The sequence below is a fragment of the Vibrio nigripulchritudo ATCC 27043 genome (assembly GCF_000222685.1).
Taxonomy (GTDB): domain Bacteria; phylum Pseudomonadota; class Gammaproteobacteria; order Enterobacterales; family Vibrionaceae; genus Vibrio; species Vibrio nigripulchritudo.
On record NZ_AFWJ01000311.1, the window covers coordinates 1 to 25,759 of the forward strand.

The window sequence follows — 25,759 nt, forward strand, 5'->3', positions numbered from 1 at the left end:
GTTCAATAGTCGGTTACCACCAAAAGATGTGGTTTCTGCGATACGGTTCAGTTCGTCATTCAGTGCGGTTACCTCTTCCTGAATCGCGATACGTTCGGCTTTGGAGTTAGAGCCGTTCGCGGATTGCAGGGACAGGTCACGCATACGTTGCAGGATATTCGTGGTTTCGTTCATCGCACCTTCGGCTGTCTGAGCGATGGAAATACCGTCGTTGGCATTTCGTACCGCTACATCCAGACCGCGGCTCTGTACGTTCAGACGGTTGGAGATCTGAAGACCTGCCGCATCGTCTTTCGCGCTGTTGATTTTGAAACCGGATGACAAACGCTCCATAGATAGGTTTAGGTCACTTGCTGCGTTGTTTAGGTGACGCTGCGCTGTCATTGCTGATACGTTGGTGTTTACAGTCATGCCCATGATGTAATTCTCCAAAAAATGTTAGTTAATCCGAGCTCTGTTTCTCACGCAGAACCCATTCCTCTCTCTGTACTTTCTTTAACGGCACCCAAACCAGATACTTTAGAATTTTTTCCAATTTTCTTTAAAAACTTTTCCAAACCTAATTTTTAGTAAGTCACTCACACCAAAAAAGCACCAAAACCCATAAGATATGTTATTAATTAATTATAAAGCTCAAAAAAGGAGCCATTCGACTCCTTTTGATGTATTGGTCTTTTAGAAGTTCAGTTAACCCAGCAGACTCATCGCTGCGTTTGGCGCTTGCTTCGCCTGAGCCAGAATCGAGGTGGATGCCTGTTGCAGGATCTGCGCTTTGGTCATCGACGTTGTCTCGGAGGCGAAATCAGTGTCTTTGATTCGGCTCTTCGAAGCGTTCACGTTCTCGTTAATGTTGTCTAAGTTACTGATGGCGTGTCCGAATCGGTTCTGGAATGCACCCAGCTCTGCTCGGTGGCTGTCCACGTATTTCAACGCAGTATCCAGAATCGCAACAGATTCCTGAGCACCCGCCACAGAGGTTACATCGATAGTATCGACCGTAACGTTCTGACCTGGGTTAAACGCCAGTTCACCTGCCAGTGCACCACCGAAAGTCACGTCGCCAATGACTTTGTTGTTCCCTGCGAAGACTTGTAATTTACCACCCTCACCAACTGATGCTTTCACCAGGTCTGTCTGACCATTGATGTAAGTCGCCAGTTCTTCGATGTCGTCCCCTGCTTTGGCACTGACGTTCAGTGTTTGCGGGTCGCCGAAGCTGTCGGTTAGAGTGATGGTCAGGTCCGTCGCGGCATCTGGCACTGTCCAGTCTTTGTCTTTGCCGTTCGCTGCCTGGTAGCTCTTACCACCCATCATTTCGTTGTCGCTACGCATGTCTCGCATGGTGAGCATAACCGCTTCACCGTTGTCTGCACCGATTTGGAATGCCGCTGTACCGTAAGTCCCGTTCAGTAGTCGGTTACCACCAAAGGATGTGGTTTCTGCGATACGGTTCAGTTCGTCATTCAGTGCAGTCATCTCTTCCTGAATCGCAATACGCTCTGATTTTGAGTTAGAGCCATTCGCAGATTGCAGGGACAGGTCACGCATACGTTGCAGGATATTCGTGGTTTCGTTCATCGCACCTTCGGCGGTCTGAGCGATCGAAATACCGTCGTTAGCATTTCGTACCGCGACACCTAAGCCTCGGCTTTGCACGTTCAGACGGTTGGAGATCTGAAGACCTGCCGCGTCGTCTTTCGCGCTGTTGATTTTGAAACCGGATGACAAGCGCTCCATAGATAGGTTTAGGTCACTCGCTGCGTTGTTTAGGTGACGCTGCGCTGTCATTGCTGATACGTTGGTGTTTACAGTCATGCCCATGATGTATTCTCCAGTTGATTTTCCGTTATTACGGTCTCCGCCGTCGCGGAAAACCAAGCGTATTTCTCTCTCGTGCTTTTTATAACGGCTCAGTCACAAAGATCTTTAGAGAAAATTCATCGTGTCTTTGAATATTTTTTAAACATCCATTTATTCAGATAGTTGCGTGAAGAATTGGGAGTGATTTTTGAGCGAAACTGACAAAGATCCTTAGATTGATCTCACATTAATAGGTGTTATTTGACGAGGTTTATTTCGTGGTAGGGTCAGGATTATGCATAAAGACGGGCAGAAATTTCTGCCCGTGCTTCTTTTAGTACTTCTGTTGGCAGGTAGTAGGCAAATTAGCCCAACAGGCTCATTGCTGAGTTTGGTGCCTGCTTAGCCTGTGCAAGAATCGATGTGGACGCTTGCTGAAGGATCTGTGACTTAGTCATTGCCGTCGTCTCCGCCGCAAAATCAGTGTCTTTGATTCGGCTCTTAGACGCATTGACGTTTTCGTTAATGTTGTCCAGGTTGCTAATGGCGTGATCGAAACGGTTCTGGAACGCACCTAACTCAGCACGGTGGCTGTCTACGTACTTAAGCGCCGAATCAATAATCGCAACCGATTCTTGAGCACCGGCTACAGAGGTAACGTCAATACTGTCTACTGTTACGTCTTGTTTAGGTCCCATCGTCAGCTCACCGGCTAAGCCACCACTGAAAGCGAGATCACTTGAAACTTTGTTATTGCCAGCAAAGATCTGAAGCTTACCTTCTTCACCTACCGATGCTTTTACTAAGTCTGTCTGACCATTGATGTAGGTAGCAAGCTCTTCAATATCATCACCGTCTTTTGCGTTGATAGTCAGAGTCTGTGCCTGACCGAAACTGTCTGTCAGGTTGATAGTAAGATCAGATGCCGCCGCTGACACTTCCCAGTCTTTATCTTTACCATTGGTTGCCTGATAAGACTGACCGCCCATCATGTTGTTGTCGCTTCGCATATCTTTTAATGAAAGCATAACGGCTTCACCATTGTCAGCACCGATCTGGAACGACTTGGTACCGTAGGTACCGTTGAGCAGTTTATTACCACCAAATGACGTGGTTTCTGCAATACGGTTCAGCTCGTCGTTTAGTGCAGTAACCTCTTCCTGAATCGCGATACGTTCAGCTTTGGAGTTAGAGCCGTTAGCTGATTGAAGAGAAAGGTCACGCATACGTTGCAGGATGTTAGTTGTTTCATCCATTGCACCTTCGGCGGTCTGAGCAATCGAAATACCGTCGTTAGCGTTACGTACTGCCACGTCAAGACCACGGCTTTGTACGTTTAAGCGGTTCGAGATCTGCAAGCCCGCAGCATCGTCTTTCGCACTGTTGATCTTAAAGCCTGAAGAAAGTCTTTCCATAGACGTTGTTAGATCGCTAGCCGCATTGTTCAGGTGACGTTGTGCTGTCATTGCCGAAACGTTGGTATTTACTGTCATGCTCATGGGTATTGCTCCAAATGATTTTCCGTTGTTGCGCTTTCCGTGCAAACGGAAAACCACGTTGTTATTTTCAAGATGTTAGGGTCTGTTAACCTTTCGAGATGATTTTTGCAGCGAGTTGTGGGTTCTTTATACAAGGCAACGCTTATTCGGTGTAGTCGCTCTACATCATATAAGCGATAACGCTGTAGAAAGGAGCCACAAACGCTGCCCAAAGGGTTCGGCTATAAGCGTTTTACTCTTTGTTGCAAGGTCTTTGCTTAGAATGACTAAGCTAAACCCCTTGCGCCGCGATTAAAACGCTTCTAGCTCGAACAAAACTTCATCGCGAAAGGTCGACAGACCCTACGGTTAACGACATGACATGTGTTTACTTGAGCGGATTTCGTTAAAAAAATGGATTTATTTGTTCAACTGGCTACAAATGAATCAAACGCGCTATTTCTTTCGATTTCCTTCTAAAGTTCGATTTCACTTCGCCGATACAAGCTTCTTTTTTGCCACTCAATCCCTTTAAAATAAAGGCATAAAGCCTATCAATAACAGGGTTAATTGAATGCCTTGCTTCTATATCGGACTTGCTTAAAGTAAATAAAACACCTAATAATTCCGTCAATTATTTGGCTTTACTTTAAAATACACGCCATTCTGGTTACTTTTTATTCCAAAATACAAATTTGACCTCTTTTGGCAAAAAGGCGAGCTCTTTGGCTCGCCTTGCTGATTTGTTGAGTTCTATCTGTACAAATAGGGAGCAAGCTTTCGCTCACTAAACTCAGTCGCATCATGCCCAATCCAAAGTTCAGCTCCTGTTTGCTTCAGAATGGCGTCCACTTTTTTGAAGGCGGATACGGTTTGCTCTTTCTGATTGAATATCGGAATGGCTTTGCGTTTGTAGTTTTCACGGGTGTGGTATAGATCACCGGACAGAAGGATTGGACCATGCTGAGGTAAATCGATATACAGCACCTGATGACCAGGAGAGTGACCGTAAGCAGAGATAAGCACCACAGAGCCATCCCCAAACACTTGATGATCCCCTTCTATGACTTTCGCTTTTGGTTGCAGGTGCTGATAGTCGCTCAAGTTAAATCCATAGTTCTGGAGCTTTTGTGTATCGAATGCAACGTCAAATTCTGGCTTCTGAACTAACCAGGTAGAGTCTTGAAACTTGGTGGCGTTTCCAGAGTGATCCCAGTGCAGATGCGACAGTGCTATATAGTCAAAATCTTTCGTAGACACATTGAGTGTCTGCAATTGCTCAGACAGCGTTTTCTCAACGGAAAAGTGAAATGCCCCATCCATGACTTCAATGCCGTCTTTCTGCGTAATGAACTCGTCATTAATGCCAGCATCCCAAAAAAGCTTACCTTTCGGGTGAGAAATCACATAACAACTGTTCACCATTTTCAGTGGCTTCTCGCTGGTCGCCTTTGGATTAAACATGGATGGTTTTCTTGACTCAATTCGACCGCAATCCAAAACACTGACCGACACATCGACACTGCCATCGGTTGAAAACTGAGGCTGACTGGTTTGTGCAAATGACAAAGGGGACACAACTAAAGCTAGGATAAAACTTTTGATTTTCATGGTATTGACTCCTTTCACGAACGAGCCAATGGTATAGACCCAAATATGAAACTCAAATAACATAAAGAGAACGCAACATCCCATTTTTGGGATTAATCTTGAGAGCCTTATTAATGATTAACCTAAATGACTTACGCGTTCTTAAAGCCATTGCTGATAAAGGTAGCTTTAATGGCGCGGCAGCAGTACTTGATATGCCCACCAGCACAGTGAGCCGGCGTGTTTCTGAACTGGAAAAAAGCCTGCAAGTGACTTTGGTTCAACGCACCTCCAGAACCGTCTCTTTGACAGAGGCGGGTCAACTGCTTAACCAACAGGCGTCGCCACATTTGCAGGGGTTGCTGGATAGTGTCGATTTTCTGCAGGAACAAGGGGGGCTTATTCGGGGAAAGATGACTATCGTTGCGCCTATTTTCTTATCTTACTTCCGTCTTTCATCCTGGATAGCCGAGTTTCAGGGGTTGCATCCAGACCTAGAAATCGAATTTCGTATCAGCAACAAACTGGAAGATGTGTTTGGTGATCAAATCGATCTCGCCATTCGCCCCGGTCCTTTAAAAGATTCAAGTTTGATAGCCAAAAAGCTCTACGAAACAAAAATGAACCTGTTTGCCAGCCCAAGGTGGCTTAAAAGCAATAAATTACCCAAACACCCAAGTCAGTTAAATCAGGTATCGGCGCTCACCATCCCATATCTCGCGAAAGACTGGCGGGTATACAAAGACGGTCAAAGCGATGTGATTTCCACTAATTATCGAATTTTCAGCAACGATTTTGGACCGTTGGCGGAAGCACTGATTCATGGGAACTCGATTGCGGTGCTCCCGCAAGTTTTTGGGGAAGAGTTTGTGAAGCAAGGCAGGTTGGTCAAACTGCTTCCAGGCTATCAGGTCGAAACGCCGGGACCTATTTACGCGGTATACCCTTCCCAAAGAGACAAATCCAGAAAAACACAGGCGTTAATCAGTTTTTTAGAAAAGAAGTTTAAAGACCTTTGAGCCTATTTAGCCAAGTAGCGTCAAAGCAATGTTGGGAGCTTGCTTCGCTTGAGCAAGAATGGTGGTGCTGACTTGTTGCAGCATTTGCTGCTTGATCATCTCAACCGATTCTTTGGCAAAGTCGGTATCTTTGATTCGACTGTTTGAGGCGGCGAGGTTCTCATTAATGTTATCGAGATTGCTGATCGCATGATCAAAGCGATTTTGATACGCCCCCAGCTCTGCCCGATGGCTATCCACATACCCTAATGCTGTATCGATGACAGAGACGGCACGTTGCGCCCCGCCAACATCGGTAATGTCGATATCGTCCACGGTTTCGAGTGCAGGTCCAGACATCGCAAGTTGAGCAGCCAGGCTGCCACTAAAGCTGACTGGGCTCGCGACTTCGTTAGCTGAAGCGAAAATCTGAAGCTGCCCGTCTTCGTTGACAGACGCAGACACCAAGTCGGTCTGACCATTGATGTAGGTCGCCAGTTCTTCGATGTCGTCTCCGACTTTCGCTTGAATACTAATGTTAATTGCAGCGCCAGCGCTGTCAGTAAAGGACAGATTGAATTCGTTTTGCCCGGCACCAACTGTCCAGTCACTGCCTGCTTTTCCTGCCGCAATATAACTGGCACCACCCATGGCAAGGGTGTCAGAGCGCATACTATTCAGCGACACATTGACCGCTTCACCAGCACTCGCGCCTATCTGAAAAGCCGAACTACCGTAAGTGCCATTCAGCAGTTTTTTTCCGCCAAACGAGGTAGTCTCGGCAATTCGATTAAGCTCGTCATTTAACGCGCTCATCTCTTCTTGCAGTGCAATTCTCTCGGCTCGACTGTTAGAACCATTGGCAGACTGGAGAGAAAGATCCCGCATTCTTTGCAGAATGTTGGTGGATTCTTTCATCGCCCCTTCTGCGGTTTGCATAATGGAAATGCCATCATTCGCGTTTCGGACTGCAACGTCCAAACCACGCATCTGCGTTTCCAGTCGGTTAGAAATTTGCAAACCAGCAGCATCGTCTTTTGCACTGTTAATACGATTCCCTGAAGACAAGCGCTCCAGAGATTGATTCAACGCCTGAGTCGCCACCCCAAGATTTCTCTGGGCGACCAGTGCTGAAACATTAGTATTAACGGTAACTGCCATTGTTCTGCATACTCAAATTAAGGGTATTCAGCTTTATAGCGGCGGGGGTTTAAAAACCTTTAGGAAAAAATTGAATATTTTTTGTTCATGACAGGAAACGCTTATTTTCTGGCTACTTAGCCTGTACTCAGGATAAGTAGCCAGAAGGACTCAGGCTAAGCCAATGCTAATTCAGAAAGCATCGCTTCAGATGGTGCAAAGAAATACGCGCCAGTCACTGCTGAGGTAAAACGCAGCAACTGATCGGTTTTACCGTCGGTTTCACCATACATACTTTCAAGCATGGCTTTGAAGTTATGCAGTGTTTGACAGTAAGCAATAAAGAGTAACCCGTGTTCACCCGACACTGAGCCATAAGGCAGGCTGTGACGAACAATCTTCAACCCCTTGCCCTCTTCTTTAATGTCTACTCGACCAACGTGGGAAGCGGCGGGTACATCATCAAGTTCGATGGAATCGGGCTTGGTTCTTCCCACCACTTTTTCCTGCGCTGATACATTGAGACGATTCCAGGCGGGCAAGTTATGAATAAAGCGCTGAACCATCACGTAACTGCCACCAGCGAAATCGCCTTCAGGGATTATCGCGACATCATGACGCTGATCCCCTTTCGGGTTTTCTGTGCCATCAACAAAATCGGTCATGTCTCGGGAGTCGAGGTAGCGGTAACCATAAGTTTCATCCACCAGCTCTACGTGCTCTGCGATGGGTGTTAAGAATTTGCGCAATACAAAGAAGTGCAGATCGTGTCTGTCTGAATGACAATGAATCAGGAAGTCGACATCTGTTGCTGGCGCATTAATGTCGCCTTTGCCCAGTTCGCGGAAAGGTTCCAGTTCACCTGGCATTGGCTGATTTAATTTGGACCAGAACTGGTGAGTGAAAGACACGCTCAGTTTTACATCTGCTTCCTGTTGATCATTCACTTCTTTGATTAAAGAAGGAAGAGTTTGCAGTGCAGACAAAACAGCTTGAGGTTCGCTACTGATTTTAAACAAAGAATAAAGAGCGAATGCACCTGCTTCCGGCACAATCGCGTGTTGCGGATTCGACATATTATTACTCACATTTAGTTAGCGATTATTACTCCCGCCTCTGCTTGGGGGGATATAACAAGCATAGTGCCATAAATGTAAGTCATAAAAGTGAAAGCGAAATCAAAGAACCGTGATATTTATTTCACCCATTTCAGGCTTTCTTTTAACCTGCGGCTTTTCCAGACAAACAGAAAAAACCAAATCAGTAAAACAGCAGTGATGGAGTGAGACCAACTGAAAGCAGCACCACCCAGTTTGATTTGGTACACCACTAAAGCAAAGTGACCGCCAATCAGACCTAAGGTGATCCCTCTACCCCAGCTCATTAACCGATTAATCCAGCTCCTTTCCGGATTGCGAAAGCCAATTAACCACATCAGCAAAATCGACGGTAGCCCCATGGCTAAACCAAGATAAAGGGTGTCTTTCACCGGGTAGATCATTTCTAGTAATTTACTTCCAGATTCTCGACTGACACCTGCAACGACAAATACAACCCATGCTTTTGCTAAAAAAAGCCAGCCTAACCATAGCCAGATAGGGGCTTTCAAATAACCATGTTTGTCGTAATCTTCAATCGGATAGCGCACTATCACCTCTGCGTTTCATAATGTTAGACTAGGGCATCACCCTCTAGGCCAAACATACCAAGCCGCGGTTCGCAATGAAACAGAAAAAAATTGTCCCATCTGCAGAAACACAATCTGAAGCCCAAAAAATTGCTAAAGCGACGCAAAAGCCCGGGCAAACTAAGGAGCAGACCAAGTTAATTGCTCAAGGAATTGAAAAAGGCATTGCACTCTACAAAAAGCAGCAGAAAGAGAGGCAACGTCAGGCAGACAAAGCCAAAAAGAAGGTTCAGAAAAGTAAGCAGCAGCAAAATTTGGTAGAAAATGATGAGCCACAAACGGCTGACGCACCCGTGCAACAAAAATCTACTAACCTTTTACCCTGGATTCTTCTGGCAGTAAGCTGGATAGGCTTTATTGCGTTCACTCTGGGTAATAAATAATGTTGAAGTTCATTGGGCGTGCAATCTTCTTGGTCAGTGTACTAGCGCTGGCGGCATGTTCTACGCCATCTCAAAGAATACAACCCAACGCCCAGCACGTTTCGGTTTATGCAGATTCTGCCGAGGTAGATAAAGCCTGTCAGTGGAAAGGCGAGTTAACAGGCAGTGAAGGTCACTGGTATTCATTTTTGTTTTTCAACAACGATGCCATGATTCAGGGCGCAGTCAATGACTTAAAGAACCGGGCTTCATCACTTGGGGCGAATCGCGTTTACTTAAACAGCCCAATCCATTTCAAAACATCTGTAACCTTCTTTGGTAACGCTTACTTTTGCCCATAAAAAATCAGCCAGCAACAATGCTGGCTGAATCAATCCACCTTTACGCTCAATATCCCAGCGTTGATGCAATGTCTTTTTGTCTGTCTAGTACCCATTGGCTGTCAAATGGTCCCCAATCGGATAATTGGTAATAGCCATCGTTATGACGGCGTCCATCCTGTACAAACATGAGTTCAATGCCTAAGCCTGGCAATGCTTTAAGAACATCTTGAATGGTGCGTCTGGGCCAGCCAGTTTTCTCGATAAGCTTAGGAACGTTCGGTCTGTCCAGACTCTCTACTAATAAAGCCAAATATAATCGTCTTGCAAATACAGGATTCAATTCCATTGACACCTCCTACCGCTGTATTCTCTAGCCAAGGATCTTCTCCTTTGAGATCTCTGGTAATACCCCCACTCATGGTGGGAACTTCCTCATTATTGATGTTCTGGCACGTGATATGTTGCGCTTGATCAAACTTAATGAGATTGGGAGTGATTAACCTCTCGTTTATCGTACACGAAACGCTTTGCTGATAAATGAGACATTATTGCTTTCCGAGTGCCTGTTTTTAGTTATCAACTGGCCAATAAATACCGTATTTTTGCTTTGACGAGCGCTTTGGACTTGCGACCCCTTTTTAACCTGATAGGATTTGAAACCTCAAAAGTAAAAAGGAAGCAATAGCGCTATGGCAAACATCATGTACGGCATTCCTAACTGCGACACAATTAAGAAAGCACAAAAGTGGTTAGACGCTGAAAACATCGCATACGAATTTCACGATTACCGCAAACAGGGAATCGATAAATCTATGGTTGAAACCTTTTGCCAACAGCTGGGTTGGGAACAGGTTTTGAATAAGCGCGGCACAACCTTCCGTCAGCTTTCACAAGAACAAAAAGACTCGCTGAATGAACAATCGGCAATTGAATTGCTGGTCGAGCACCCTGCGATGATTAAACGCCCTATTCTTTTGGTAGAAGATGCCTACCACATCGGTTTTAAAGCCGATCAGTACCAAGATATTTTCAAGTAAGTAAGGATTTTCAAGGATGACAGACAGCCCAGTATTGGCGCTAGCCAAAGATCTCATTAGCCGCCCTTCAGTAACGCCACTGGATGAAGGCTGCCAGGAAGTTATGATCGAACGCTTAAAGGCGCTAGGGTTTGAAATTGAAGTGATGGTGTTTGAAGACACCACTAACTTCTGGGCACGCCGTGGTACAGAAGCACCTCTGTTTGCTTTTGCAGGACACACTGATGTCGTGCCAGCCGGTCCATTAGAACAATGGCATACCCCTCCATTTGAACCAACGGTTATTGATGGTCATCTCCACGGACGTGGTGCCGCTGACATGAAAGGTTCACTGGCATGTATGGTGGTTGCTGTAGAACGTTTCGTGACTGAAAACCCAGATCACAAAGGCTCGATTGCTTTCCTTATTACTTCAGATGAAGAAGGACCCTTTATCAATGGTACGACTCGTGTCGTTGATACATTAGTGGAGCGCAACGAGATGATCGACATGTGTATTGTCGGTGAACCTTCCAGTACTCACAATGTGGGTGATGTTGTGAAAAATGGTCGTCGCGGCTCTATCACTGGTGATCTTGTCGTGAAAGGAACACAAGGGCACGTGGCATACCCTCACCTGGCGAACAACCCGGTGCATCAAGCACTGCCAGCTTTGGCAGAATTGGCGGCGACTAAGTGGGATGATGGAAACGACTATTTCCCACCAACCAGTTTCCAGATCCCAAATCTGCAATCAGGTACAGGGGCTTCTAACGTCATTCCAGGTGAGTTTAACGTCCAGTTCAACTTCCGTTTCAGTACCGAACTGACGGATGAAGACATTAAACGTCGCGTTCATTCCACACTGGATTCATACGGATTGGATTACGATCTGGAATGGACACTAAGTGGTCACCCATTCTTAACCGATGCAGGTGCACTGAAAGACGCCATTGTGACTGCTGTTGAGAAAGTGAATCACAAGAAGCCAGAACTACTAACAACTGGTGGCACATCTGATGGTCGCTTTATTGCTCGAATGGGAGCACAGGTTATCGAACTCGGTCCTGTTAATGCCACTATCCACAAAGTGAATGAGTGTGTCAGTGTTGCTGATCTAGAGCTACTGACCGACATGTATCAAGTTACGCTTGAAGAGTTACTGGCAAACAAATGAGCCGTGAATCGCTGACAGGACTGACTCAAAACCACCTAACTGAGTGCCAGATAGGCACTCAGTCGGTACTCGCTCACCCTTTAGCCAGAGAAGCTTTAGAAAAGCTTTATCACCAGGCAGAAAAGGCTGGATTTGAGTTAGGTATTGCCAGCGGGTTTCGCGATTATCACCGTCAGAAGGCGATATGGGATGCTAAGTATTCTGGTCAGAGAGCGATTCTCGATAGCCATTCTCAACCCATTGATCCTGCTTCTTTGTCGAACGAAGAAAAAGTACTGGCAATATTGCGTTGGTCTGCATTGCCCGGTGCGAGTCGCCATCACTGGGGAACCGATTTTGACGTTTACGCCAAAAACTGTCTGCCCGATGGAGTCAGCCTGCAATTGGAGCCCTGGGAATACCAGACGGGTCATCAAAAAGCCTTTTCAGACTGGTTGAGTCAGGAAATGCAATCCTTCGGGTTCTATCTGCCTTATCAGAGCGATTTAGGCGGAGTAGCCATCGAGCCCTGGCACATCAGTTTTGAAGCGGTAGCAAAACCTAATTTAAACGCTTTGAATGTGGAAACAATCCGAGAGACGTTGCACATTTCCCCCATTGAAGGGCTGCAAATCGTTCTCCCCATGCTTGATACCATATACAATCGCTTCATCAACAACGTAGGGGATTAAGATGGAATTTCTCACCAACCCTTGGGTTATCATTATCATTGTATTGGCGGTCGTGATTGGCAACATCGCCGCATTAAAGTACACAGCAAAAATGAAGTTTACGCAGGTTGAAAGAGGGAAAAGCGACCTGGATAAGCTGAACGATCTGGATAAAGACAACCAGCAGAAGAAGCAAGATTGACGATAATTGCGAAAAATGAACACAAAAAAGGTGCCATTGGCACCTTTTTCTATTTCATCGAACTGTGATGTTACTGAACGGAGTTTTCAGCGACTTTCGCCAGAATTGGCGCTAAGTCGGTCAGTAATTGCTCGTTGATTGGTTTATCAGAACTGTCTGTCACGTTGATAGAAGTTCGGTTATCCAAATCCCCCATCAGGAACGTGAACGAACTGCCACTCAAATCCAGTGGTTTCATACCAATCTTCTGCCAAAACTCATCATCTGGCTTAGCGTACTTCACTTTTATGATGCCCTGAGACTGGTTGCGATCTTCGATTTCAAACCCAATCTGCGGCAGGATGGTTGGCATGTGCTGCCACAACGTCGCATAAGGTGCACGTGCAATGATGACAGGTAGCCCGCTTCGGTCTTTACCCAAACTAATAGGAATACGCTTCACAAGCTCTTGCGCTTTCAGCGCAGCCTCGGCACGAAGATTATTGTCGTACGTTGAGGTAACCAGGTTAGTCATTAAAATGTTGTAGCGCTCTTTGTCGGTCGCTTTCACAGGTTTTACCTGATTGCCTTCACGCCAGTCGATCAGTGAAATCTTAAAACCATATCGGCGATTAGACTCAAAACGCTCCAGCAAATAGCGACTACCAATGTCTGTGTCTTCGTCTTCCGATCTCCAGGTGACCCAGTCCGTTTCAATACGATTTGACGTGTTATCACGCAGACCAATGCCTTGATTAGAAATCATTTGAAGCGCCGTGCGCCACACTTTTTCCTGTTCCGATTCACGAACTAACCACAACGTTGCTTCACCGTCTTTCACTTCAGAACGCGCTCCTGGAATCAGATCCAGAATCTGTTGAGGTGGACGAATATCAACGCTCTTACCAATGCCCCCAGTGTACTCACCAGCAGGGATATCGTAATTAGGGTAGAACTGAGGCGTCGCACCCTGAGGTAACGACCACTCTTTCAGAGGCTTGGTTTCAAGATAGGTAAAATCATCTTTTGCCTGACGGCGAGAAGACGGGTCGCTTGAACAAGCAGCCAGTACGAAAACAGCCAGCGAACCAGTCACTAGCTGACGTGAAAACTTCATTAAAACTCCTAAATGTTTCCCGAAGCGCAAAGCTTCGGGATCAACGTTTATGCTTGGATTCCTGCTTCCGCCAGAGATTTTGAAATCACTGGCTGTGCTTGCTCGGATAGCTCGGTCATTGGCAGTCTTAGGTGACCACATTTGATAAGACCCAACTGATGAGCGGCCCATTTTACAGGGATTGGGCTTGCCTCAATAAACAGGTTCTTGTGCAGAGTCATCAAACGCTGGTTGATTTGTGCTGCTTCTTCAAATTCACCGTCTTTTGCTAGATGCATCATTTTCGCCATGTCTGCTGCCGCAATATTGTTGGTAACAGAGATAACGCCATGACCACCTAGCTTACAGAATTCAAGACCTGTAGAGTCATCGCCACTTAGTAAGATAAAATCTTCGCCACAAAGTTCACGGTGAATTGCAACTCGTTCCAAATCACCGGTCGCATCTTTGATCGCAACGATGTTTTCAAGCTCGGCAAGACGCGCAACAGTTTGAGGTTGAAGATCAACAGCCGTACGCCCCGGTACGTTGTAAAGAATGATTGGCACATCACTCGCTTCAGAGATGGCTTTGTAGTGCTGGTACAAACCTTCCTGAGTTGGCTTATTGTAGTAAGGTGTAACACTCAGTACACCAACAATGCCAGAACCCTGAAGCAATCGGCTGAACGTAACCGATTCGTGCGTTGCATTCGCACCCGTACCTGCCACGATAGGAATGCGACCATTTGCGTATTCCACTGCCTTATTCACAACTTTGACATGCTCTTCAATTGTTAAAGTGGCAGATTCTCCTGTCGTGCCTACCGCGACAATTCCATCTGTACCGGCGTCAACGTGGTACTCAACAAGTTGCTTTAGGCTTTCGAAATCCACTTCACCTTCTTCATTAAACGGTGTCAAAAGCGCAACCCAGCTTCCAGAAAACATGTCCATCTCCTTAATAATTTTTTATACCAAATGGCGTTAAAGCCTCCCCAAACGGGTACGTCTACGCTCAAATGGGTTTCTAGCATGGTACTTTAACATCCTTGATTAAAACAAGGGTTCAGACCGCCTTAGATGACAAACTCGCGTCAATAATTGGAGGTTAAGCATAGATTGGCTGTTTTTTTAGCAGAGCGGCGATTTTTTCGTGTCAGAGAACAGAATTTGCCACCCCGCTATCAGGCTATCTCAAAGGAACTGTGCTACCATGCAGAATAAGACTTATCGAAAAATTGCTTCCCCATGTTACAACATCTAGTGATAACCGCTATTGGTACGGATCGCCCGGGTATCAGTAACCAAATAACTCATCTGGTCACTGAGTCAGGTTGTAATATTATCGACAGCCGAATCGCACTGTTTGGTAGCGAATTCACCCTCATCATGCTGTTATCTGGCAATAACAACAGTCTGGCACGCGTTGAAACCAGTCTCCCACTTATGGGGCAAGAACATGATCTAATTACGATCATGAAACGTACCTCTCCTCATCAAGACCCAGAACATGTTTACCGCATCGAAGTCTTTGTCGAGTCGGAAGACAAAATGGGTCTGACCGAAAAGTTCACGCAATTCTTTGCCGACCGCCAAATCGGAATGTCTTCGCTGAGTGCGCAGACGATAGATAAAGCAAAGGTTGAAAAAGAAAAAAATCAATTTCATATTGCGTTAACTGCCCATGTAGATGGTGAGTGTAATCTGATGCAACTGGAAGAGGAATTCCAGACGCTATGCACTGAACTGTCGGTTCAAGGGTCCCTGAATTTCATAAAAAACAGCCAATAAAAAATTAAAGGATCGCTCAATGGAAACTTTGACTGCTGGTACTCCGGCACCTGCCTTCTCACTTCTCGATCAAGACGGAAACACAGTGACTTTGTCTGACTTTAAAGGCAAAAAAGTGTTGTTCTACTTCTACCCTAAAGCCATGACACCTGGCTGTACGGTTCAGGCACAAGGCTTGCGCGATGTAAAAGCCGAGCTGGATGGGCACAATATTGTCGTTCTGGGTGTCAGCATCGACCCAGTAAAACGTCTGGGCAAATTTATTGAGCGCGACAACCTGAACTTCACGCTTCTTTCAGACGAAGACCACGCAGTCGCTGAACAGTTTGGTGTCTGGGGCGAGAAAAAATTCATGGGTAAAGTGTACGACGGGCTTCATCGCATCAGCTTCCTGATTAACGAAGAAGGTGTGATTGAACATGTGTTCAACAAGTTCAAAACCAAAACGCACCATGAAGTGGTATTGGATTACCTAAAACAATCTGCGTAACAGCAAACCACTTTCAGATACAAAAAAGACCTCTAATCAGAGGTCTTTTTTTCTATTCAGCTTCGGCTATCGAGGTTTTAGATTCCGTATTGGGTAAGGCGTTTATTACCGCCTTGACTAACGTGGCCAGCGGAATAGCGAAGAAAACGCCCCAGAATCCCCAGAGCCCTCCAAAAACCAGAACTGAAACAATGATGGCGACTGGGTGCAGGTTGACTGCCTCAGAAAACAGAACCGGAACCAATACGTTTCCATCCAGCGCCTGAATAATGCCATAGGCGATCAGTAACCAGTAAAACTCTGAAGTGAGTCCCCATTGGAACAGACCGACGATGGCAACAGGCACGGTCACTGCGGCTGCGCCAATGTAAGGAATCAATACCGACAACCCTACGGCAACCGCCAGAAGTACTGAGTATCTCAAATCCAGAATCGCAAAGGTGACGTAGCTGACACCACCAACGATAAGGATTTCCATCACCTTGCCTCGAATGTAGTTCGAGATCTGCTGGTTCATTTCGCGCCAGACTTTGGTTGCCAAACGTCGGTTTTCCGGAAGAAAACCACTCAGCATAGAGAGCATTTCGGCTTTGTCTTTAAGAAGGAAGAAAACCAGAAGAGGCACAAGAATCAGATAAACCGCCAGAGTTGCAATGCTGACCAAAGACGCCAATGAACCTTTAACGACACTTTCGCCCAAGCCCAGTACTTTATTTTTGGCATTCGAGACTATGGATTCCACAATCTGGAGGTTAGCAAGCTCGGGGTACTTTTCTGGTATCGAGGCGATAAACCCTTGTAACCCGTTATACATGTTCGGAATGTCGTTAATAAGGTTGCCAACCTGACTCCAGATAGTCGGCATCAAGCCAAAAATGGCCATTAACATCAATCCAAGGAATGCGAGCACGACGATCGGTACCGCAGCAGTACGGGGTAAACCAAGACGAATCATTTGAGTGACCGGCCATTCAAGCAGGTATGCAATCACAATGGCAACCAGTAGTGGAGCAATCAAATGTCCGAAGAAATAGATAGTGGCAAAGCCAAATAACAGAATGGCTACCAGACTAACAGCATGAGGGTCGGAAAAACGTCGCTTATACCAGCGGCTGACCATATCAAACATCAGGTGTTGCTCTCTCTTATTACGGTTAACGTGGAAACACTCTCATTCTCTTCCAATCGGACCGAAAAGAGGGCAGAAGAGAAGTATCGTATCATATCTTGAACTGAACTTTTGTCATTGGAATGAATGACTAACATTTCCTGCGTTTTCAAACTCGCTGCACGCCGCTTTGCTTTCAGCAACGCCATTGGGCAGCGTTCTTCACATAAATCAAGCGTGTAGCTGTTCATTCTGAATCCCAATACTTACTATATTGCCCGTATTGTAATAGCATTTAGACCCGTGTTCTCCATTTTCAATTGCAGATGTGAGGCAAAACGTATCGAAATTTGTGAGCTTTTAACGTTTTAAACTGCGCTAATTGTTGAAAAGAACAGCACCTGAACGGCGTTAAACGAACCTTAAAGGTGTTCAGTAGTCCAATAAAACGATAAAAAATAAAAATGACAATATGATGGAGCAGAATGTTTAAACTTACTCGTTCAACCCTGTATCTCAGCATGGCAGCCCTGATCGGTCAGCCAGCGATTGCTCAGAATTCGGGGTATGAATTGCCAGATATTGGTACGGCAGCTGCTTCCACCCTGACTATTGATCAGGAGCTGCAGTACGGGGACGCTTACATGCGCATGTTGCGCAGAAGCCAGCCAATTGTGCATGACCCTGTTTTAAATGAATACATCAGCAACCTTGGGCACCAACTTGTCGCTCATGCCAATGACGTAAAAACGCCTTTCAATTTCTTCCTGATTCAGGATCGTGATATCAACGCATTTGCCTTTTTCGGAGGCTATGTCGCACTGCATTCCGGGCTGTTTTTGCATGCTCGTTCAGAAAGCGAACTCGCTTCCGTTATCGCGCACGAAATTGCACACGTAACTCAACGTCACTTAGCAAGAGCAATGGAAGATCAAGCGCGTCGTTCGCCAGCAACCATTGCAGCTTTAGTTGGCTCACTTCTGTTAGCCGTCGCTGCACCGCAAGCCGGTATTGCCGCCATTACTGCTACTCAGGCGGGAATGATCCAGAGCCAAATCAACTACACCCGCTCTAATGAAAAAGAAGCGGATCGCTTTGGCATTGTCACAATGTCTAAAGCGGGTTTTGACCCACAGGCCATGCCACGATTTTTTGGTCGTTTAGCGGATGAATTCCGTTACGTGAGCAAGCCACCACCAATGCTATTAACTCACCCGCTGCCTGAAGACCGAATCACAGATTCCCGTGCCAGAGCACAGAGTATGCCTCCGAAGCGCTTAGGTCCTTCCATTGAATACCATCTTGCTAGAGCTCGCATCATTGCTCGCCATGCTGGTATCGACAGCGATGCCGCCATCGACTGGATGGACAGACGCCTTAAGAAGGCGCACAAGGACATCGTCCCTACGTTGAAATATGGCAAAGCGCTGGCGTATCTGGATTTGAAAAAACTGGATAAAGCAGAGACCTTGTTGGTAGAGCTGGACAAGCAAGATCCTAACAACAATTTTTATCTTGATGCGCTTTCAGATCTGTACCTTTACAAAAAAGAGTACGACAAAGGTTTAGCCATGTTAAAACGTGCACTGGATAAAAAGCCGAATAACCCAGTGCTCACCATTAACTACGCAAACTTAATGATAGAGAGCGACAAATACGCTGAAGCGGCTCGTCTACTTCAACGCTATACTCATGATCATCCTGAAGATTTAAACGGCTGGGCATTGCTGTCTGATGCTTCTGGAAAGCAGGGTAAACGTGACGAAGAAGCGGCGGCGCGCGGAGAGATCTTCGCACTCAAAGCTGACTGGAAACAGGCGATCAGTTTTTACGCAGAAGCCAGTAAGCTCGTTGATCTGGGAAGCCTAAAACAGGCAAGATACGATGCGCGAATTGACCAGCTCGGGCTGGAACGCGATCGCTTCTATGCATTGCAGAACTAATAAGCACTACAAAAACAAGTATTACAAAACCAAGAATTGGGAGAAGACATGTCGGTCACTATTTATCACAACCCACGCTGCTCTAAGAGCCGTCAGACTCTGGCGTTACTAGAAGAAAAAGGCATTACACCAGACGTTGTTAAGTATCTTGATGCGGACCTCACCGTCGAACAACTGAAAACCGTTTTTGCCCAGCTAAGTCTTGATAGCGTGCGTAAAATGATGCGCACAAAAGAAGATATCTATAAAACGCTTAATCTGGGGGATGCATCTGTAACCGACGAGCAACTGTTCGAAGCCATGGTCGCCAACCCAAAACTTATCGAGCGCCCAATCGTGATCAAGGGTAACGCTGCTCGTCTGGGTCGCCCGCCAGAGCAGGTTTTAGAAATCCTATGAGTGTAAAGGTCGTTATCCTTTACTACAGTCGCCACGGTAGCACGCGAAAACTAGCGCGTCAGATTGCCCGTGGCGTTTCTTCGGTTGAGGGGTGTGAACCTCTCATCCGAACCGTAGAAGAAATAAGCGAGAACGCCTCGCAGCCAGAAGATCCCGTCATTTCGCTTGATGAACTGAAACAATGCGACGGTTTAGCCATGGGAAGCCCCGTGTGGTTCGGTAACATGGCAGCACCTCTTAAGCATTTTTGGGATTCATCTACCCCACTATGGGTAGCAGGGGATCTCATCGATAAGCCAGCATGCGTTTTTACGTCTTCATCTTCGCTGCATGGCGGTCAGGAAACCACGCTTCAGAGCATGATGTTGCCACTGTTTCATCACGGTATGATGCTGCTCGGTATCCCATATTCTGAACCTGCTTTGCACACCACATCACAAGGTGGCACACCGTATGGTGCATCCACCCTTGGAAGCCAGATACAATCCAATCAATCCGATGAAGGACAACTTGCTTTCGCGCTCGGTAAACGTCTGGGCGAATGCGCTAAGAAGCTGAAAAACTAGGGTCTGTAGACTAAGGATCTGTGATGGTAGAAACATCCTCTATCAAGTTTCGTTATCTCGCTTTGGCTGGAAATATTGGGTTGCTGGGTTGGGTACTATTATGGCAGCTGAGTCTGTCCCCTCACCCTCATATCGGCAACATAACATTAGCCATCGCCTGGAGTGTCCCATTGCTGCTGCCACTGCCGGGGATTCTTGCTGGCAGACCGTACACTCATGCATGGGCAAACTTTGTTCTTATGCTGTACTTTCTCCATTCACTGACCATTTTATATGTCAATGAAGGGGAGCGTTGGTTAGCCATTGTGGAGCTGCTGCTGACCACCTTGGCGTTCGTGGGAAACACTTTGTATGCAAGGCACCGTGGCAAGGAACTGGGTTTAAAACTCACCAAATTGTCTGAGGTCGAAAAGCAAGAAAAGGCGCGATTTGAAGAATAGACGCTGATACAAAAAACGCTCCAGTCAGGAGCGTTTTTTTATTTTCTAGGAAAATACATCCTAGTGAGGAGAAATATTAGACAGGCACTGAATGTGCACCGTAATTTCTTCACGGTCGTGATACAGATGCTTAGCCTGAAGGCGGAATTTCACCTTATTGTCGATTAGGAACACTTTCAGGTTTTCAATATCCTGAAGCACTTCATCATAGCGCCCCTTCATTGGCAGCTTAAGGTTGAAGATTGTCTCTTTCGCCCAGCCTTTAATAAGCCATTCACCCATCAACTGAGCAACACGAGAAGGCTTTTCAATCATGTCACATACCAGCCAGGTGACGTTTTTTCTTGGTGGCTCGAACTTGAAGCCATCTTCCATGTGGTGTTTCACCTGACCCGTATCCATCAGACTTTGCGCCATCATGCCATTGTCAATCGCATGGACGAACATCGACCGCTTAACCAATTGATAAGTCCAGCCACCAGGACAAGCACCCAAATCCGTAGCCCACATGCCCGACGCAAGTCTTGTATCCCACTCCTCTTTAGGAATGAACACGTGGAACGCTTCTTCCAGCTTAAGCGTGGAACGGCTCGGGGCATCCACCGGGAACTTCAGCCTTGGAATACCCATAAAGAATTTAGAGTTGTTGTCCGATAAGGAGTAGCCAACAAAGCAATGACCCGGTGCGACAAAGCATGCATGAAGCACTGGTTTTTTCGGGTTGTCTTTGTTGTAAAGTACGCCTTTACCACGCAAAGCCTGACGCAGTGGCACCGTAAATTTACGGCAGAACTTCAGAAGTTCTTTGGCTTCATTGGTGTCGGGCGTTTCAACACGTAGGTCACCACAGCGTGGCAAATCTTCGTGTTCGGTCAACCCTTCCAGAATCGGAGAAATACGGTCATCTTGAGGAAGGTCTTTACACTCTGCCGCCACAGCAAAAATCTGACGAGCAAAGATCAACGAATTGAAGTCCAGCTCCTGAGCCAGTTTCGCACCATCGCCTTCCTGATAGCATTCAAACAGAACGTAACCTGTGTTCTTTTGTACTCTCGGGAAACCGTACACCTCTAGCTGGGTAGCACGATCTTGGATCTCACCTGCACACTCTTTTTCAAAACCCTGGCGGCAGTAGAGCATTAAGTGTTTCACGACTTCACCTCTTCAATTCTTAACGCAGCAATAGTGAAGCTCACCCAACCCACAATAAACATTACGCCACCAAACGGAGTGATAGGACCAAACCATTTGATGCCAGTCAGTGCCAATGCGTATAGGCTGCCACTAAAACAAAGGATGCCGATGATAAAGCAAATGGCGGCGAATCGCAGTCCTTTTTGCGCCTTTTCACCAAGATTTCTTTGCAGCAGAATCGCCACCAAAATCAGGGCAATCATATGAACAAACTGGTAGTGAACTCCGGTCTCAAAAACACCAATAAGGTAGTCTGAGAGAATTTTTTTCAATCCGTGAGCGGCAAATGCCCCGAGCATCACCGCTGTTGCACCAAAGAAACCTGCTGTAGCAAGAATCGTTTTACTTTTCATAGCAACTCCGAATGAATCGTTCTAGGTGCGATACCGCTAACTCAATATTGCTGTCCTGAGTATGCCCTGAACTTTTTCTGGGCTTGAAGCTGTGGTCGCCATCAGGAATAAACGTGAGCTCGACATGCTTCGAAAAAGCAAAATCGGCACATTCTTCTTTCTTCCCGAAAGTATCTCGCTCTCCCTGAAGAATCAGGGTAGGTTTTGCTATCGTAGCCAGATGGTCGCCCTTATAATTTTCAGGTTTGCCCGGTGGGTGAAACGGGAAGCCAAGGCAGGCAATACCACCGACAAGTTCCGACTCAGACATCAGGCTTGCCATTCTCCCACCCATGGATTTACCACCGATAACCACTGGCTTGCCGTTGGCTTGGTCTTCCAGAGTGGTTTGATAAGCTTCCAGCAATTTTGGCGCACGATCAGGCGGGCGCTTCTTCCCGTCTTCACTGCGTTTCACCATGTAAGGAAAATTAAAGCGAACCACACGGATTCCAAGACCAGACAAGCCTTTGGCGACCTGCTCCATAAATTCGTGTTCCATGCCTGCACCCGCGCCGTGTGCAAACAAAAACGTTAAGTCACCTTCTCCATCGATTAACACTTGGGTCATTCAATAAAATCCTCTTGTTCTTTTGCCGCTTTCGCCAGCATCCAATCTCGAAATGTCGCGATTCGACCGGTATCCGCCTGTTGTTCATGACACACAACATAAAAGGCATTTTTGCTGACTAGCACTTCGTCAAACGGACACACCAGCCGCCCTGCATCAATTTCAGGTTGTGCTAGTACGTTATTACCTAGAGCAACCCCCTGACCGTGAGCCGCGGCTTGCAGCACCATAGTGGAATGACTGAAGATCGGACCGTGGTTTACATTCACGCCTTCAATATCATGAATGCGAGTAAATTGTTTCCAATCTTTTCTGGATGTGTCGTGCAATAACGTATGATGTTTTAAATCCCCAAGAGATTCTAATGGTTTTTTGCTCAATAGCAGTTGTGGAGAGCAGACCGGAATCAAACATTCCTGATAAAGTTTATCTGCCCGCAAACCAGACCAATTTCCCCGACCATAGTAGATGGCTACATCCACATCATCAGTCAGCGAACCCTCATCCATATCAACCGCTTTAATCCGAACATCGATATCTGGCTCTTGCAGATTGAAGTCCGCCAGCCTTGGAACCAGCCACTGAATCGCAAAACTTGGGGGTAAGCTGATGGTCAAAGCCCCTTTCTCACTGCGTTCGAGCACTTTATCTGTGGCTTCTGCCAGCGAGGTAAAGACATCTTTGATGTCCAGAAAATAGCTTTGCCCTTCTTCAGTAAGCAGCAATGACCGATTACGACGGCGGAAAAGTTTCAGCCCTAAATAGTCTTCTAACGTTTTGATTTGGTGGCTAACCGCCGCCTGAGTAACGAAGAGTTCTTCAGCAGCTCGGGTAAAACTCAGGTGTCTGGCTGCTGCTTCAAACACACGGAGTGAATTGAGAGGGGGAAGACGTCTCGACATGTTTCACCTAATTAAACTAAGCATTAGTTTTTTTTATCCGAAACATTATAAATTGTCGATTGCCGATGAGCCAGAGAAAATCTATATTTCGTTTCGCAACGCTGAGCCTGAACGGCTTGATTATCTTTGATAATCAATTGGTTTAGTTGTTGCGATGTTGTGTTTGCATAAACTCGAATTTCGAGTTGGTAGAGTTATCTACCAGTGTCTCGGCGCTCAGCGCTAGGACCATACTTCCTGTATTATTTTGACCTGTCTGTCAAATTTTCACACCGCCTACTTAGGCGGTGTTTTTTTATCTGTATTCAACTCAACTTTGCATAAAAAAGCCCCGCAAGTGCGAGGCTCAATTATTAGCGTTTTAACTAGGCGACTATCGTCCCTTGATCCGAATCTCCGCTGCTAGGATTCTCTTTCGGGTTTGGTCCGTACTGGTTTGTACCTGCCTGACTATCCATCACACTAAACACCAAAAGCATGATAGACGCTGCTGCCACCATCGCACCACCAAATAAGATGATGGCTTCTGAGGACAAACTCATGCCAAACAGTACGACAGGCACGCCTGCAAATGGCGATGCCATCCACCAGCCACTTTTACCGATGTCGTGCAAACGACGAATACCCAGTCCTATCTGAGGCACCAGCGCCATCAACGGATAGACCACATTAATGAGTGGTATGAAAGAGACGACCATATTCAGGATGAAGTTGATCAGTAGAAACATCCAGTAATCTTTTCGGCGAGAGCGACCTTTAAATTCAAAAGCCAGTTGCCACGCTTTGATAAATTCATTCATAAACTTTGTCTTTGCTATTTCTTGGGTGTTAATTCAATAAAAAGCCACTCTGGTGAGTGGCTTGGAAAACACTAACGAACTTTGTTACGGGCGATACACTTTTACGTTGTTGTAGCCCTGCTCTTGCAAGTAAAGCGCTTGCAAGCGGCTCATTACACCGCGGTCGCAGTATAACAGGTAAGTTTTATCCTGGTCTAAATCGCCGAACTTAGTCGCCAGTTTGAAGAATGGAATGTGAACCACTTCAACGCCATCAATCTCAAGTGGTTTTTCGTCCTCTTCTTCCGGGCTACGAATATCCAGCACGATGCCATTTTGGTCAACGTCTTCCACTTGCTCAACTTCAGGTGCTTGCTCTAGGCTTTCTTTCGCAATATCACGAATGTCCATGATGCGTGCGTCGTACACCACCTGCTCCAACACAGAGAAATCGAATTTCGCTTCTTCCGTTTCCAGTTTCTCTTTCACCGCTTTCACAGTCGGCTTTTTAGAAATCACACCACAGTATTCAGGCATGGTTTTCGCGAAATCTTCCGTACCAATGTCACGAGCCAAATCGATGATGTCTTCTTTGTCCCAGTTGATAAGTGGACGAAGGATCAACGTCTCTGTTACGCCATCAATATGACGCAGATTGGTCAAGGTTTGAGAAGAAACCTGACCAAGTGCTTCACCCGTGACCAAAGCCTGAATGCCAAACTTCTCGGCAATCATTCCACCTGCGCGCATAAACATGCGCTTAAGGATAACGCCCATTTGACCGTCATCGACTTTCTCAAGAATCTCAGCAACCACAGGTTCAAAATCCACGGAAATGAATTTCACCTTGGCAGAAGAACCGTATTTGTCCCAAAGGTAGTGAGCAACTTGCTTAACACCAATTTCGTGAGCAGGACCACCCAGGTTAAAGAAGCAGTAATGAGTTTTAGAACCACGTTTGATGTGCAGATAGCTGGAAACACCTGAGTCAAAGCCACCAGAGATCAAGCTCAGCACATCTTCCTGAGTACCCAGAGGGAAGCCACCCAAACCTTTATGACGTGCCAGAATCTGATTCAGCTTGTCGCTGGCCACTTCGATTTTTACCGTTACGTCTGGCTTGTGGAGTTTTACGCTCGCACTTTCAACCGCCTGGTTCAGACCACCACCGATGTAGCGCTCCAGTTCGATCGACGTAAAATCGTGTTTGCCACGACGCTTCGCACGAACAACGAAAGTTTTCCCTTCGATTTTCTCACGGTTCAGTTCCAGTACCTGCTCGTAAATATCGTGCATGTCTTCGAAGTCTGATTGTTGAACTTCAAGTACATGGTGGATACCCGGAGTCTGCGTCAGGATGGACAGAACTTTATCGTAGTGCTCGTCGTTTTTACCGCTCACCTCAATGTGATCACGACGGTTAAATACCGCCACGTTCTCAGTGTGCTTTTGGATAATGATACGAATATTGCACTCCAGAATACGAGTGAAACGCTTACGAACGGATTCACTTTTAACAAAAATTTCTGGATGGGGCTTAACGATAAACTTCATGGATTTGCTTCACTGGTTAAGAACTGGATTGCCGCAGCAATTCTGAGGCGCGCGATTATAACCGAGATAACCACACAAAAAAAGGTGAGCACTTTATGTACTCACCTTA

General features: G+C 46.3%; 32 protein-coding genes. 13 read left to right on the forward strand and 19 right to left on the reverse strand.

Translation table 11 applies throughout. The features are described 5' to 3' along the window. From RH89_RS25740 to RH89_RS25755, 5 genes are all read right to left on the reverse strand, one after another. The coding region (locus RH89_RS25740) for a flagellin N-terminal helical domain-containing protein (RefSeq protein WP_004404443.1) at positions 1 to 417 on the reverse strand (417 nt) is incomplete at its 3' end. Positions 418 to 687: 270 nt separating this feature from the next. After that, positions 688 to 1,821: a flagellin gene (locus RH89_RS25745; protein WP_004408390.1), complete on the reverse strand. Its 1,134-nt coding sequence runs from the start codon at positions 1,819 to 1,821 to the stop codon at positions 688 to 690. A gap of 344 nt (positions 1,822 to 2,165) precedes the next feature. After that, entirely contained in the window at positions 2,166 to 3,299 is a 1,134-nt protein-coding gene (locus tag RH89_RS25750; RefSeq protein ID WP_004408391.1) for a flagellin, read from the reverse strand. A gap of 415 nt (positions 3,300 to 3,714) precedes the next feature. After that, positions 3,715 to 3,912, reverse strand: coding sequence for a hypothetical protein (locus tag RH89_RS29790; RefSeq protein ID WP_139063363.1), 198 nt, complete (start codon positions 3,910 to 3,912; stop codon positions 3,715 to 3,717). Positions 3,913 to 4,031: 119 nt separating this feature from the next. After that, a complete protein-coding gene (locus tag RH89_RS25755) occupies positions 4,032 to 4,889 on the reverse strand; it encodes an N-acyl homoserine lactonase family protein (protein WP_004408392.1) in 858 nt (285 codons plus the stop codon). A gap of 113 nt (positions 4,890 to 5,002) precedes the next feature. On the opposite strand from RH89_RS25755, the gene RH89_RS29390 reads away from it, so the two are divergent. Continuing rightward, positions 5,003 to 5,887 carry a LysR family transcriptional regulator gene (locus RH89_RS29390; RefSeq protein WP_004408393.1) on the forward strand — a complete coding sequence of 295 codons (885 nt, stop codon included), beginning with the start codon at positions 5,003 to 5,005 and terminating at the stop codon, positions 5,885 to 5,887. A gap of 6 nt (positions 5,888 to 5,893) precedes the next feature. On the opposite strand, the gene RH89_RS25765 is transcribed toward RH89_RS29390, so the two are convergent. The 3 genes from RH89_RS25765 to RH89_RS25775 all read right to left on the reverse strand — a co-directional run bounded on the left by RH89_RS25765 (position 5,894) and on the right by RH89_RS25775 (position 8,654). Next, a complete protein-coding gene (locus RH89_RS25765) occupies positions 5,894 to 7,027 on the reverse strand; it encodes a flagellin (RefSeq protein ID WP_004408394.1) in 1,134 nt (377 codons plus the stop codon). 155 nt (positions 7,028 to 7,182) lie between these two features. Further along, positions 7,183 to 8,082 (reverse strand): Dyp-type peroxidase, encoded by a 900-nt coding sequence (locus tag RH89_RS25770; RefSeq protein WP_004408395.1) that lies wholly within the window; start codon positions 8,080 to 8,082, stop codon positions 7,183 to 7,185. 119 nt (positions 8,083 to 8,201) lie between these two features. Continuing rightward, positions 8,202 to 8,654 (reverse strand): DUF2919 domain-containing protein, encoded by a 453-nt coding sequence (locus tag RH89_RS25775; protein WP_004408396.1) that lies wholly within the window; start codon positions 8,652 to 8,654, stop codon positions 8,202 to 8,204. A 74-nt stretch (positions 8,655 to 8,728) separates the two neighbouring features. Here RH89_RS25775 and RH89_RS25780 point away from each other — a divergent pair, with 74 nt between their 5' ends. Together RH89_RS25780 and RH89_RS25785 are read left to right on the forward strand one after the other, a co-directional pair. Then, positions 8,729 to 9,076, forward strand: a complete 348-nt coding sequence (locus RH89_RS25780; protein WP_004408398.1) for a DUF2956 domain-containing protein — start codon at positions 8,729 to 8,731, stop codon at positions 9,074 to 9,076. Continuing rightward, positions 9,076 to 9,417 carry a DUF4156 domain-containing protein gene (locus RH89_RS25785; RefSeq protein WP_004408399.1) on the forward strand — a complete coding sequence of 114 codons (342 nt, stop codon included), beginning with the start codon at positions 9,076 to 9,078 and terminating at the stop codon, positions 9,415 to 9,417. Before RH89_RS25780 ends, RH89_RS25785 begins: the two co-directional genes overlap by 1 nt. Before the next feature lie 46 nt (positions 9,418 to 9,463). Here RH89_RS25785 and RH89_RS25790 read toward each other — a convergent pair whose 3' ends face one another. Further along, entirely contained in the window at positions 9,464 to 9,745 is a 282-nt protein-coding gene (locus tag RH89_RS25790; RefSeq protein WP_004408400.1) for a winged helix-turn-helix domain-containing protein, read from the reverse strand. Between the two features lie 343 nt (positions 9,746 to 10,088). On the opposite strand from RH89_RS25790, the gene RH89_RS25795 reads away from it, so the two are divergent. Genes RH89_RS25795 through RH89_RS25810 form a run of 4 tightly spaced genes read left to right on the forward strand, consistent with a single transcriptional unit; the run spans position 10,089 to position 12,444 of the window. Continuing rightward, complete coding sequence (locus tag RH89_RS25795) at positions 10,089 to 10,436, forward strand: ArsC family reductase (protein WP_004408401.1); 348 nt, start codon at positions 10,089 to 10,091, stop codon at positions 10,434 to 10,436. A gap of 16 nt (positions 10,437 to 10,452) precedes the next feature. Then, a complete protein-coding gene (gene dapE, locus RH89_RS25800) occupies positions 10,453 to 11,592 on the forward strand; it encodes a succinyl-diaminopimelate desuccinylase (protein WP_004408402.1) in 1,140 nt (379 codons plus the stop codon). After that, positions 11,589 to 12,263 carry a M15 family metallopeptidase gene (locus tag RH89_RS25805; protein WP_004408403.1) on the forward strand — a complete coding sequence of 225 codons (675 nt, stop codon included), beginning with the start codon at positions 11,589 to 11,591 and terminating at the stop codon, positions 12,261 to 12,263. Before dapE ends, RH89_RS25805 begins: the two co-directional genes overlap by 4 nt. A gap of 1 nt (position 12,264) precedes the next feature. After that, entirely contained in the window at positions 12,265 to 12,444 is a 180-nt protein-coding gene (locus RH89_RS25810; RefSeq protein WP_004408404.1) for a DUF2897 family protein, read from the forward strand. Between the two features lie 70 nt (positions 12,445 to 12,514). Here RH89_RS25810 and bamC read toward each other — a convergent pair whose 3' ends face one another. Next, a complete protein-coding gene (gene bamC / locus RH89_RS25815) occupies positions 12,515 to 13,540 on the reverse strand; it encodes an outer membrane protein assembly factor BamC (protein WP_004408405.1) in 1,026 nt (341 codons plus the stop codon). 47 nt (positions 13,541 to 13,587) lie between these two features. Next, positions 13,588 to 14,469, reverse strand: a complete 882-nt coding sequence (gene dapA, locus RH89_RS25820; RefSeq protein WP_004408406.1) for a 4-hydroxy-tetrahydrodipicolinate synthase — start codon at positions 14,467 to 14,469, stop codon at positions 13,588 to 13,590. 300 nt (positions 14,470 to 14,769) lie between these two features. Between dapA and RH89_RS25825 the strand changes: the two genes are divergently transcribed. Together RH89_RS25825 and bcp are read left to right on the forward strand one after the other, a co-directional pair. Continuing rightward, a complete protein-coding gene (locus RH89_RS25825) occupies positions 14,770 to 15,312 on the forward strand; it encodes a glycine cleavage system transcriptional repressor (protein ID WP_004408408.1) in 543 nt (180 codons plus the stop codon). A gap of 19 nt (positions 15,313 to 15,331) precedes the next feature. Beyond that, positions 15,332 to 15,802, forward strand: coding sequence for a thioredoxin-dependent thiol peroxidase (bcp, locus tag RH89_RS25830; protein WP_004408409.1), 471 nt, complete (start codon positions 15,332 to 15,334; stop codon positions 15,800 to 15,802). Positions 15,803 to 15,854: 52 nt separating this feature from the next. On the opposite strand, the gene RH89_RS25835 is transcribed toward bcp, so the two are convergent. Both RH89_RS25835 and RH89_RS25840 read right to left on the reverse strand, forming a co-directional pair. After that, the gene (locus tag RH89_RS25835; RefSeq protein WP_004408410.1) at positions 15,855 to 16,931 is read right to left on the reverse strand and encodes an AI-2E family transporter; all 1,077 of its coding nucleotides are present in this window, start codon (positions 16,929 to 16,931) and stop codon (positions 15,855 to 15,857) included. Further along, positions 16,931 to 17,161 (reverse strand): sulfurtransferase TusA family protein, encoded by a 231-nt coding sequence (locus RH89_RS25840; RefSeq protein WP_004408411.1) that lies wholly within the window; start codon positions 17,159 to 17,161, stop codon positions 16,931 to 16,933. Before RH89_RS25840 ends, RH89_RS25835 begins: the two co-directional genes overlap by 1 nt. Positions 17,162 to 17,395: 234 nt before the next feature. Between RH89_RS25840 and bepA the strand changes: the two genes are divergently transcribed. The 4 genes from bepA to RH89_RS25860 are packed head-to-tail and all read left to right on the forward strand — an operon-like array spanning position 17,396 to position 20,258. Next, positions 17,396 to 18,853, forward strand: a complete 1,458-nt coding sequence (bepA, locus tag RH89_RS25845; RefSeq protein ID WP_004408412.1) for a beta-barrel assembly-enhancing protease — start codon at positions 17,396 to 17,398, stop codon at positions 18,851 to 18,853. Between the two features lie 48 nt (positions 18,854 to 18,901). Continuing rightward, entirely contained in the window at positions 18,902 to 19,252 is a 351-nt protein-coding gene (gene arsC, locus RH89_RS25850) for an arsenate reductase (glutaredoxin) (RefSeq protein ID WP_004408413.1), read from the forward strand. Further along, entirely contained in the window at positions 19,249 to 19,818 is a 570-nt protein-coding gene (gene wrbA, locus RH89_RS25855; RefSeq protein ID WP_004408414.1) for an NAD(P)H:quinone oxidoreductase, read from the forward strand. Before arsC ends, wrbA begins: the two co-directional genes overlap by 4 nt. Positions 19,819 to 19,841: 23 nt before the next feature. Next, on the forward strand, positions 19,842 to 20,258 hold the full coding sequence (locus RH89_RS25860; RefSeq protein ID WP_004408416.1) for a DUF2069 domain-containing protein: 417 nt from the start codon (positions 19,842 to 19,844) through the stop codon (positions 20,256 to 20,258). Positions 20,259 to 20,318: 60 nt separating this feature from the next. Here the strand turns inward: RH89_RS25860 and rlmM are convergent, their stop codons facing one another. The 6 genes from rlmM to thiI all read right to left on the reverse strand — a co-directional run bounded on the left by rlmM (position 20,319) and on the right by thiI (position 25,650). Then, positions 20,319 to 21,410, reverse strand: coding sequence for a 23S rRNA (cytidine(2498)-2'-O)-methyltransferase RlmM (rlmM, locus tag RH89_RS25865; protein ID WP_004408418.1), 1,092 nt, complete (start codon positions 21,408 to 21,410; stop codon positions 20,319 to 20,321). Then, positions 21,407 to 21,805 (reverse strand): DUF423 domain-containing protein, encoded by a 399-nt coding sequence (locus tag RH89_RS25870; protein WP_004408419.1) that lies wholly within the window; start codon positions 21,803 to 21,805, stop codon positions 21,407 to 21,409. The genes rlmM and RH89_RS25870 overlap by 4 nt, the downstream gene beginning before the upstream one ends. Further along, positions 21,795 to 22,415 carry an alpha/beta family hydrolase gene (locus tag RH89_RS25875; RefSeq protein ID WP_004408420.1) on the reverse strand — a complete coding sequence of 207 codons (621 nt, stop codon included), beginning with the start codon at positions 22,413 to 22,415 and terminating at the stop codon, positions 21,795 to 21,797. The genes RH89_RS25870 and RH89_RS25875 overlap by 11 nt, the downstream gene beginning before the upstream one ends. Next, positions 22,412 to 23,317 carry a transcriptional regulator GcvA gene (locus RH89_RS25880; RefSeq protein WP_004408421.1) on the reverse strand — a complete coding sequence of 302 codons (906 nt, stop codon included), beginning with the start codon at positions 23,315 to 23,317 and terminating at the stop codon, positions 22,412 to 22,414. Before RH89_RS25880 ends, RH89_RS25875 begins: the two co-directional genes overlap by 4 nt. 365 nt (positions 23,318 to 23,682) lie before the next feature. Beyond that, complete coding sequence (locus RH89_RS25885; protein ID WP_004408423.1) at positions 23,683 to 24,117, reverse strand: DUF805 domain-containing protein; 435 nt, start codon at positions 24,115 to 24,117, stop codon at positions 23,683 to 23,685. An 84-nt stretch (positions 24,118 to 24,201) separates the two neighbouring features. Beyond that, positions 24,202 to 25,650 carry a tRNA uracil 4-sulfurtransferase ThiI gene (thiI, locus tag RH89_RS25890; RefSeq protein ID WP_004408424.1) on the reverse strand — a complete coding sequence of 483 codons (1,449 nt, stop codon included), beginning with the start codon at positions 25,648 to 25,650 and terminating at the stop codon, positions 24,202 to 24,204. Between the last annotated feature and the right edge of the window lie 109 nt (positions 25,651 to 25,759).

Bases quoted from the DNA above. Each gene is read 5' to 3' on its own strand.
- RH89_RS25780 (WP_004408398.1), top strand. From the start codon at position 8,729: ATGAAACAGAAAAAAATTGTCCCATCTGCAGAAACACAATCTGAAGCC.
- dapA (WP_004408406.1), bottom strand. From the start codon at position 14,469: ATGTTTTCTGGAAGCTGGGTTGCGCTTTTGACACCGTTTAATGAAGAA.
- dapE (WP_004408402.1), top strand. From the start codon at position 10,453: ATGACAGACAGCCCAGTATTGGCGCTAGCCAAAGATCTCATTAGCCGC.
- RH89_RS25770 (WP_004408395.1), bottom strand. From the start codon at position 8,082: ATGTCGAATCCGCAACACGCGATTGTGCCGGAAGCAGGTGCATTCGCT.
- RH89_RS25860 (WP_004408416.1), top strand. From the start codon at position 19,842: ATGGTAGAAACATCCTCTATCAAGTTTCGTTATCTCGCTTTGGCTGGA.
- bepA (WP_004408412.1), top strand. From the start codon at position 17,396: ATGTTTAAACTTACTCGTTCAACCCTGTATCTCAGCATGGCAGCCCTG.
- RH89_RS25745 (WP_004408390.1), bottom strand. From the start codon at position 1,821: ATGGGCATGACTGTAAACACCAACGTATCAGCAATGACAGCGCAGCGT.
- RH89_RS25870 (WP_004408419.1), bottom strand. From the start codon at position 21,805: ATGAAAAGTAAAACGATTCTTGCTACAGCAGGTTTCTTTGGTGCAACA.
- RH89_RS25765 (WP_004408394.1), bottom strand. From the start codon at position 7,027: ATGGCAGTTACCGTTAATACTAATGTTTCAGCACTGGTCGCCCAGAGA.
- thiI (WP_004408424.1), bottom strand. From the start codon at position 25,650: ATGAAGTTTATCGTTAAGCCCCATCCAGAAATTTTTGTTAAAAGTGAA.
- RH89_RS29390 (WP_004408393.1), top strand. From the start codon at position 5,003: ATGATTAACCTAAATGACTTACGCGTTCTTAAAGCCATTGCTGATAAA.
- RH89_RS25885 (WP_004408423.1), bottom strand. From the start codon at position 24,117: ATGAATGAATTTATCAAAGCGTGGCAACTGGCTTTTGAATTTAAAGGT.
- RH89_RS25835 (WP_004408410.1), bottom strand. From the start codon at position 16,931: ATGTTTGATATGGTCAGCCGCTGGTATAAGCGACGTTTTTCCGACCCT.
- bamC (WP_004408405.1), bottom strand. From the start codon at position 13,540: ATGAAGTTTTCACGTCAGCTAGTGACTGGTTCGCTGGCTGTTTTCGTA.
- RH89_RS25755 (WP_004408392.1), bottom strand. From the start codon at position 4,889: ATGAAAATCAAAAGTTTTATCCTAGCTTTAGTTGTGTCCCCTTTGTCA.
- RH89_RS25880 (WP_004408421.1), bottom strand. From the start codon at position 23,317: ATGTCGAGACGTCTTCCCCCTCTCAATTCACTCCGTGTGTTTGAAGCA.
- arsC (WP_004408413.1), top strand. From the start codon at position 18,902: ATGTCGGTCACTATTTATCACAACCCACGCTGCTCTAAGAGCCGTCAG.
- RH89_RS25805 (WP_004408403.1), top strand. From the start codon at position 11,589: ATGAGCCGTGAATCGCTGACAGGACTGACTCAAAACCACCTAACTGAG.
- RH89_RS25785 (WP_004408399.1), top strand. From the start codon at position 9,076: ATGTTGAAGTTCATTGGGCGTGCAATCTTCTTGGTCAGTGTACTAGCG.
- wrbA (WP_004408414.1), top strand. From the start codon at position 19,249: ATGAGTGTAAAGGTCGTTATCCTTTACTACAGTCGCCACGGTAGCACG.
- RH89_RS25840 (WP_004408411.1), bottom strand. From the start codon at position 17,161: ATGAACAGCTACACGCTTGATTTATGTGAAGAACGCTGCCCAATGGCG.
- RH89_RS25875 (WP_004408420.1), bottom strand. From the start codon at position 22,415: ATGACCCAAGTGTTAATCGATGGAGAAGGTGACTTAACGTTTTTGTTT.
- RH89_RS25750 (WP_004408391.1), bottom strand. From the start codon at position 3,299: ATGAGCATGACAGTAAATACCAACGTTTCGGCAATGACAGCACAACGT.
- RH89_RS25795 (WP_004408401.1), top strand. From the start codon at position 10,089: ATGGCAAACATCATGTACGGCATTCCTAACTGCGACACAATTAAGAAA.
- RH89_RS25825 (WP_004408408.1), top strand. From the start codon at position 14,770: ATGTTACAACATCTAGTGATAACCGCTATTGGTACGGATCGCCCGGGT.
- bcp (WP_004408409.1), top strand. From the start codon at position 15,332: ATGGAAACTTTGACTGCTGGTACTCCGGCACCTGCCTTCTCACTTCTC.
- RH89_RS25810 (WP_004408404.1), top strand. From the start codon at position 12,265: ATGGAATTTCTCACCAACCCTTGGGTTATCATTATCATTGTATTGGCG.
- RH89_RS25790 (WP_004408400.1), bottom strand. From the start codon at position 9,745: ATGGAATTGAATCCTGTATTTGCAAGACGATTATATTTGGCTTTATTA.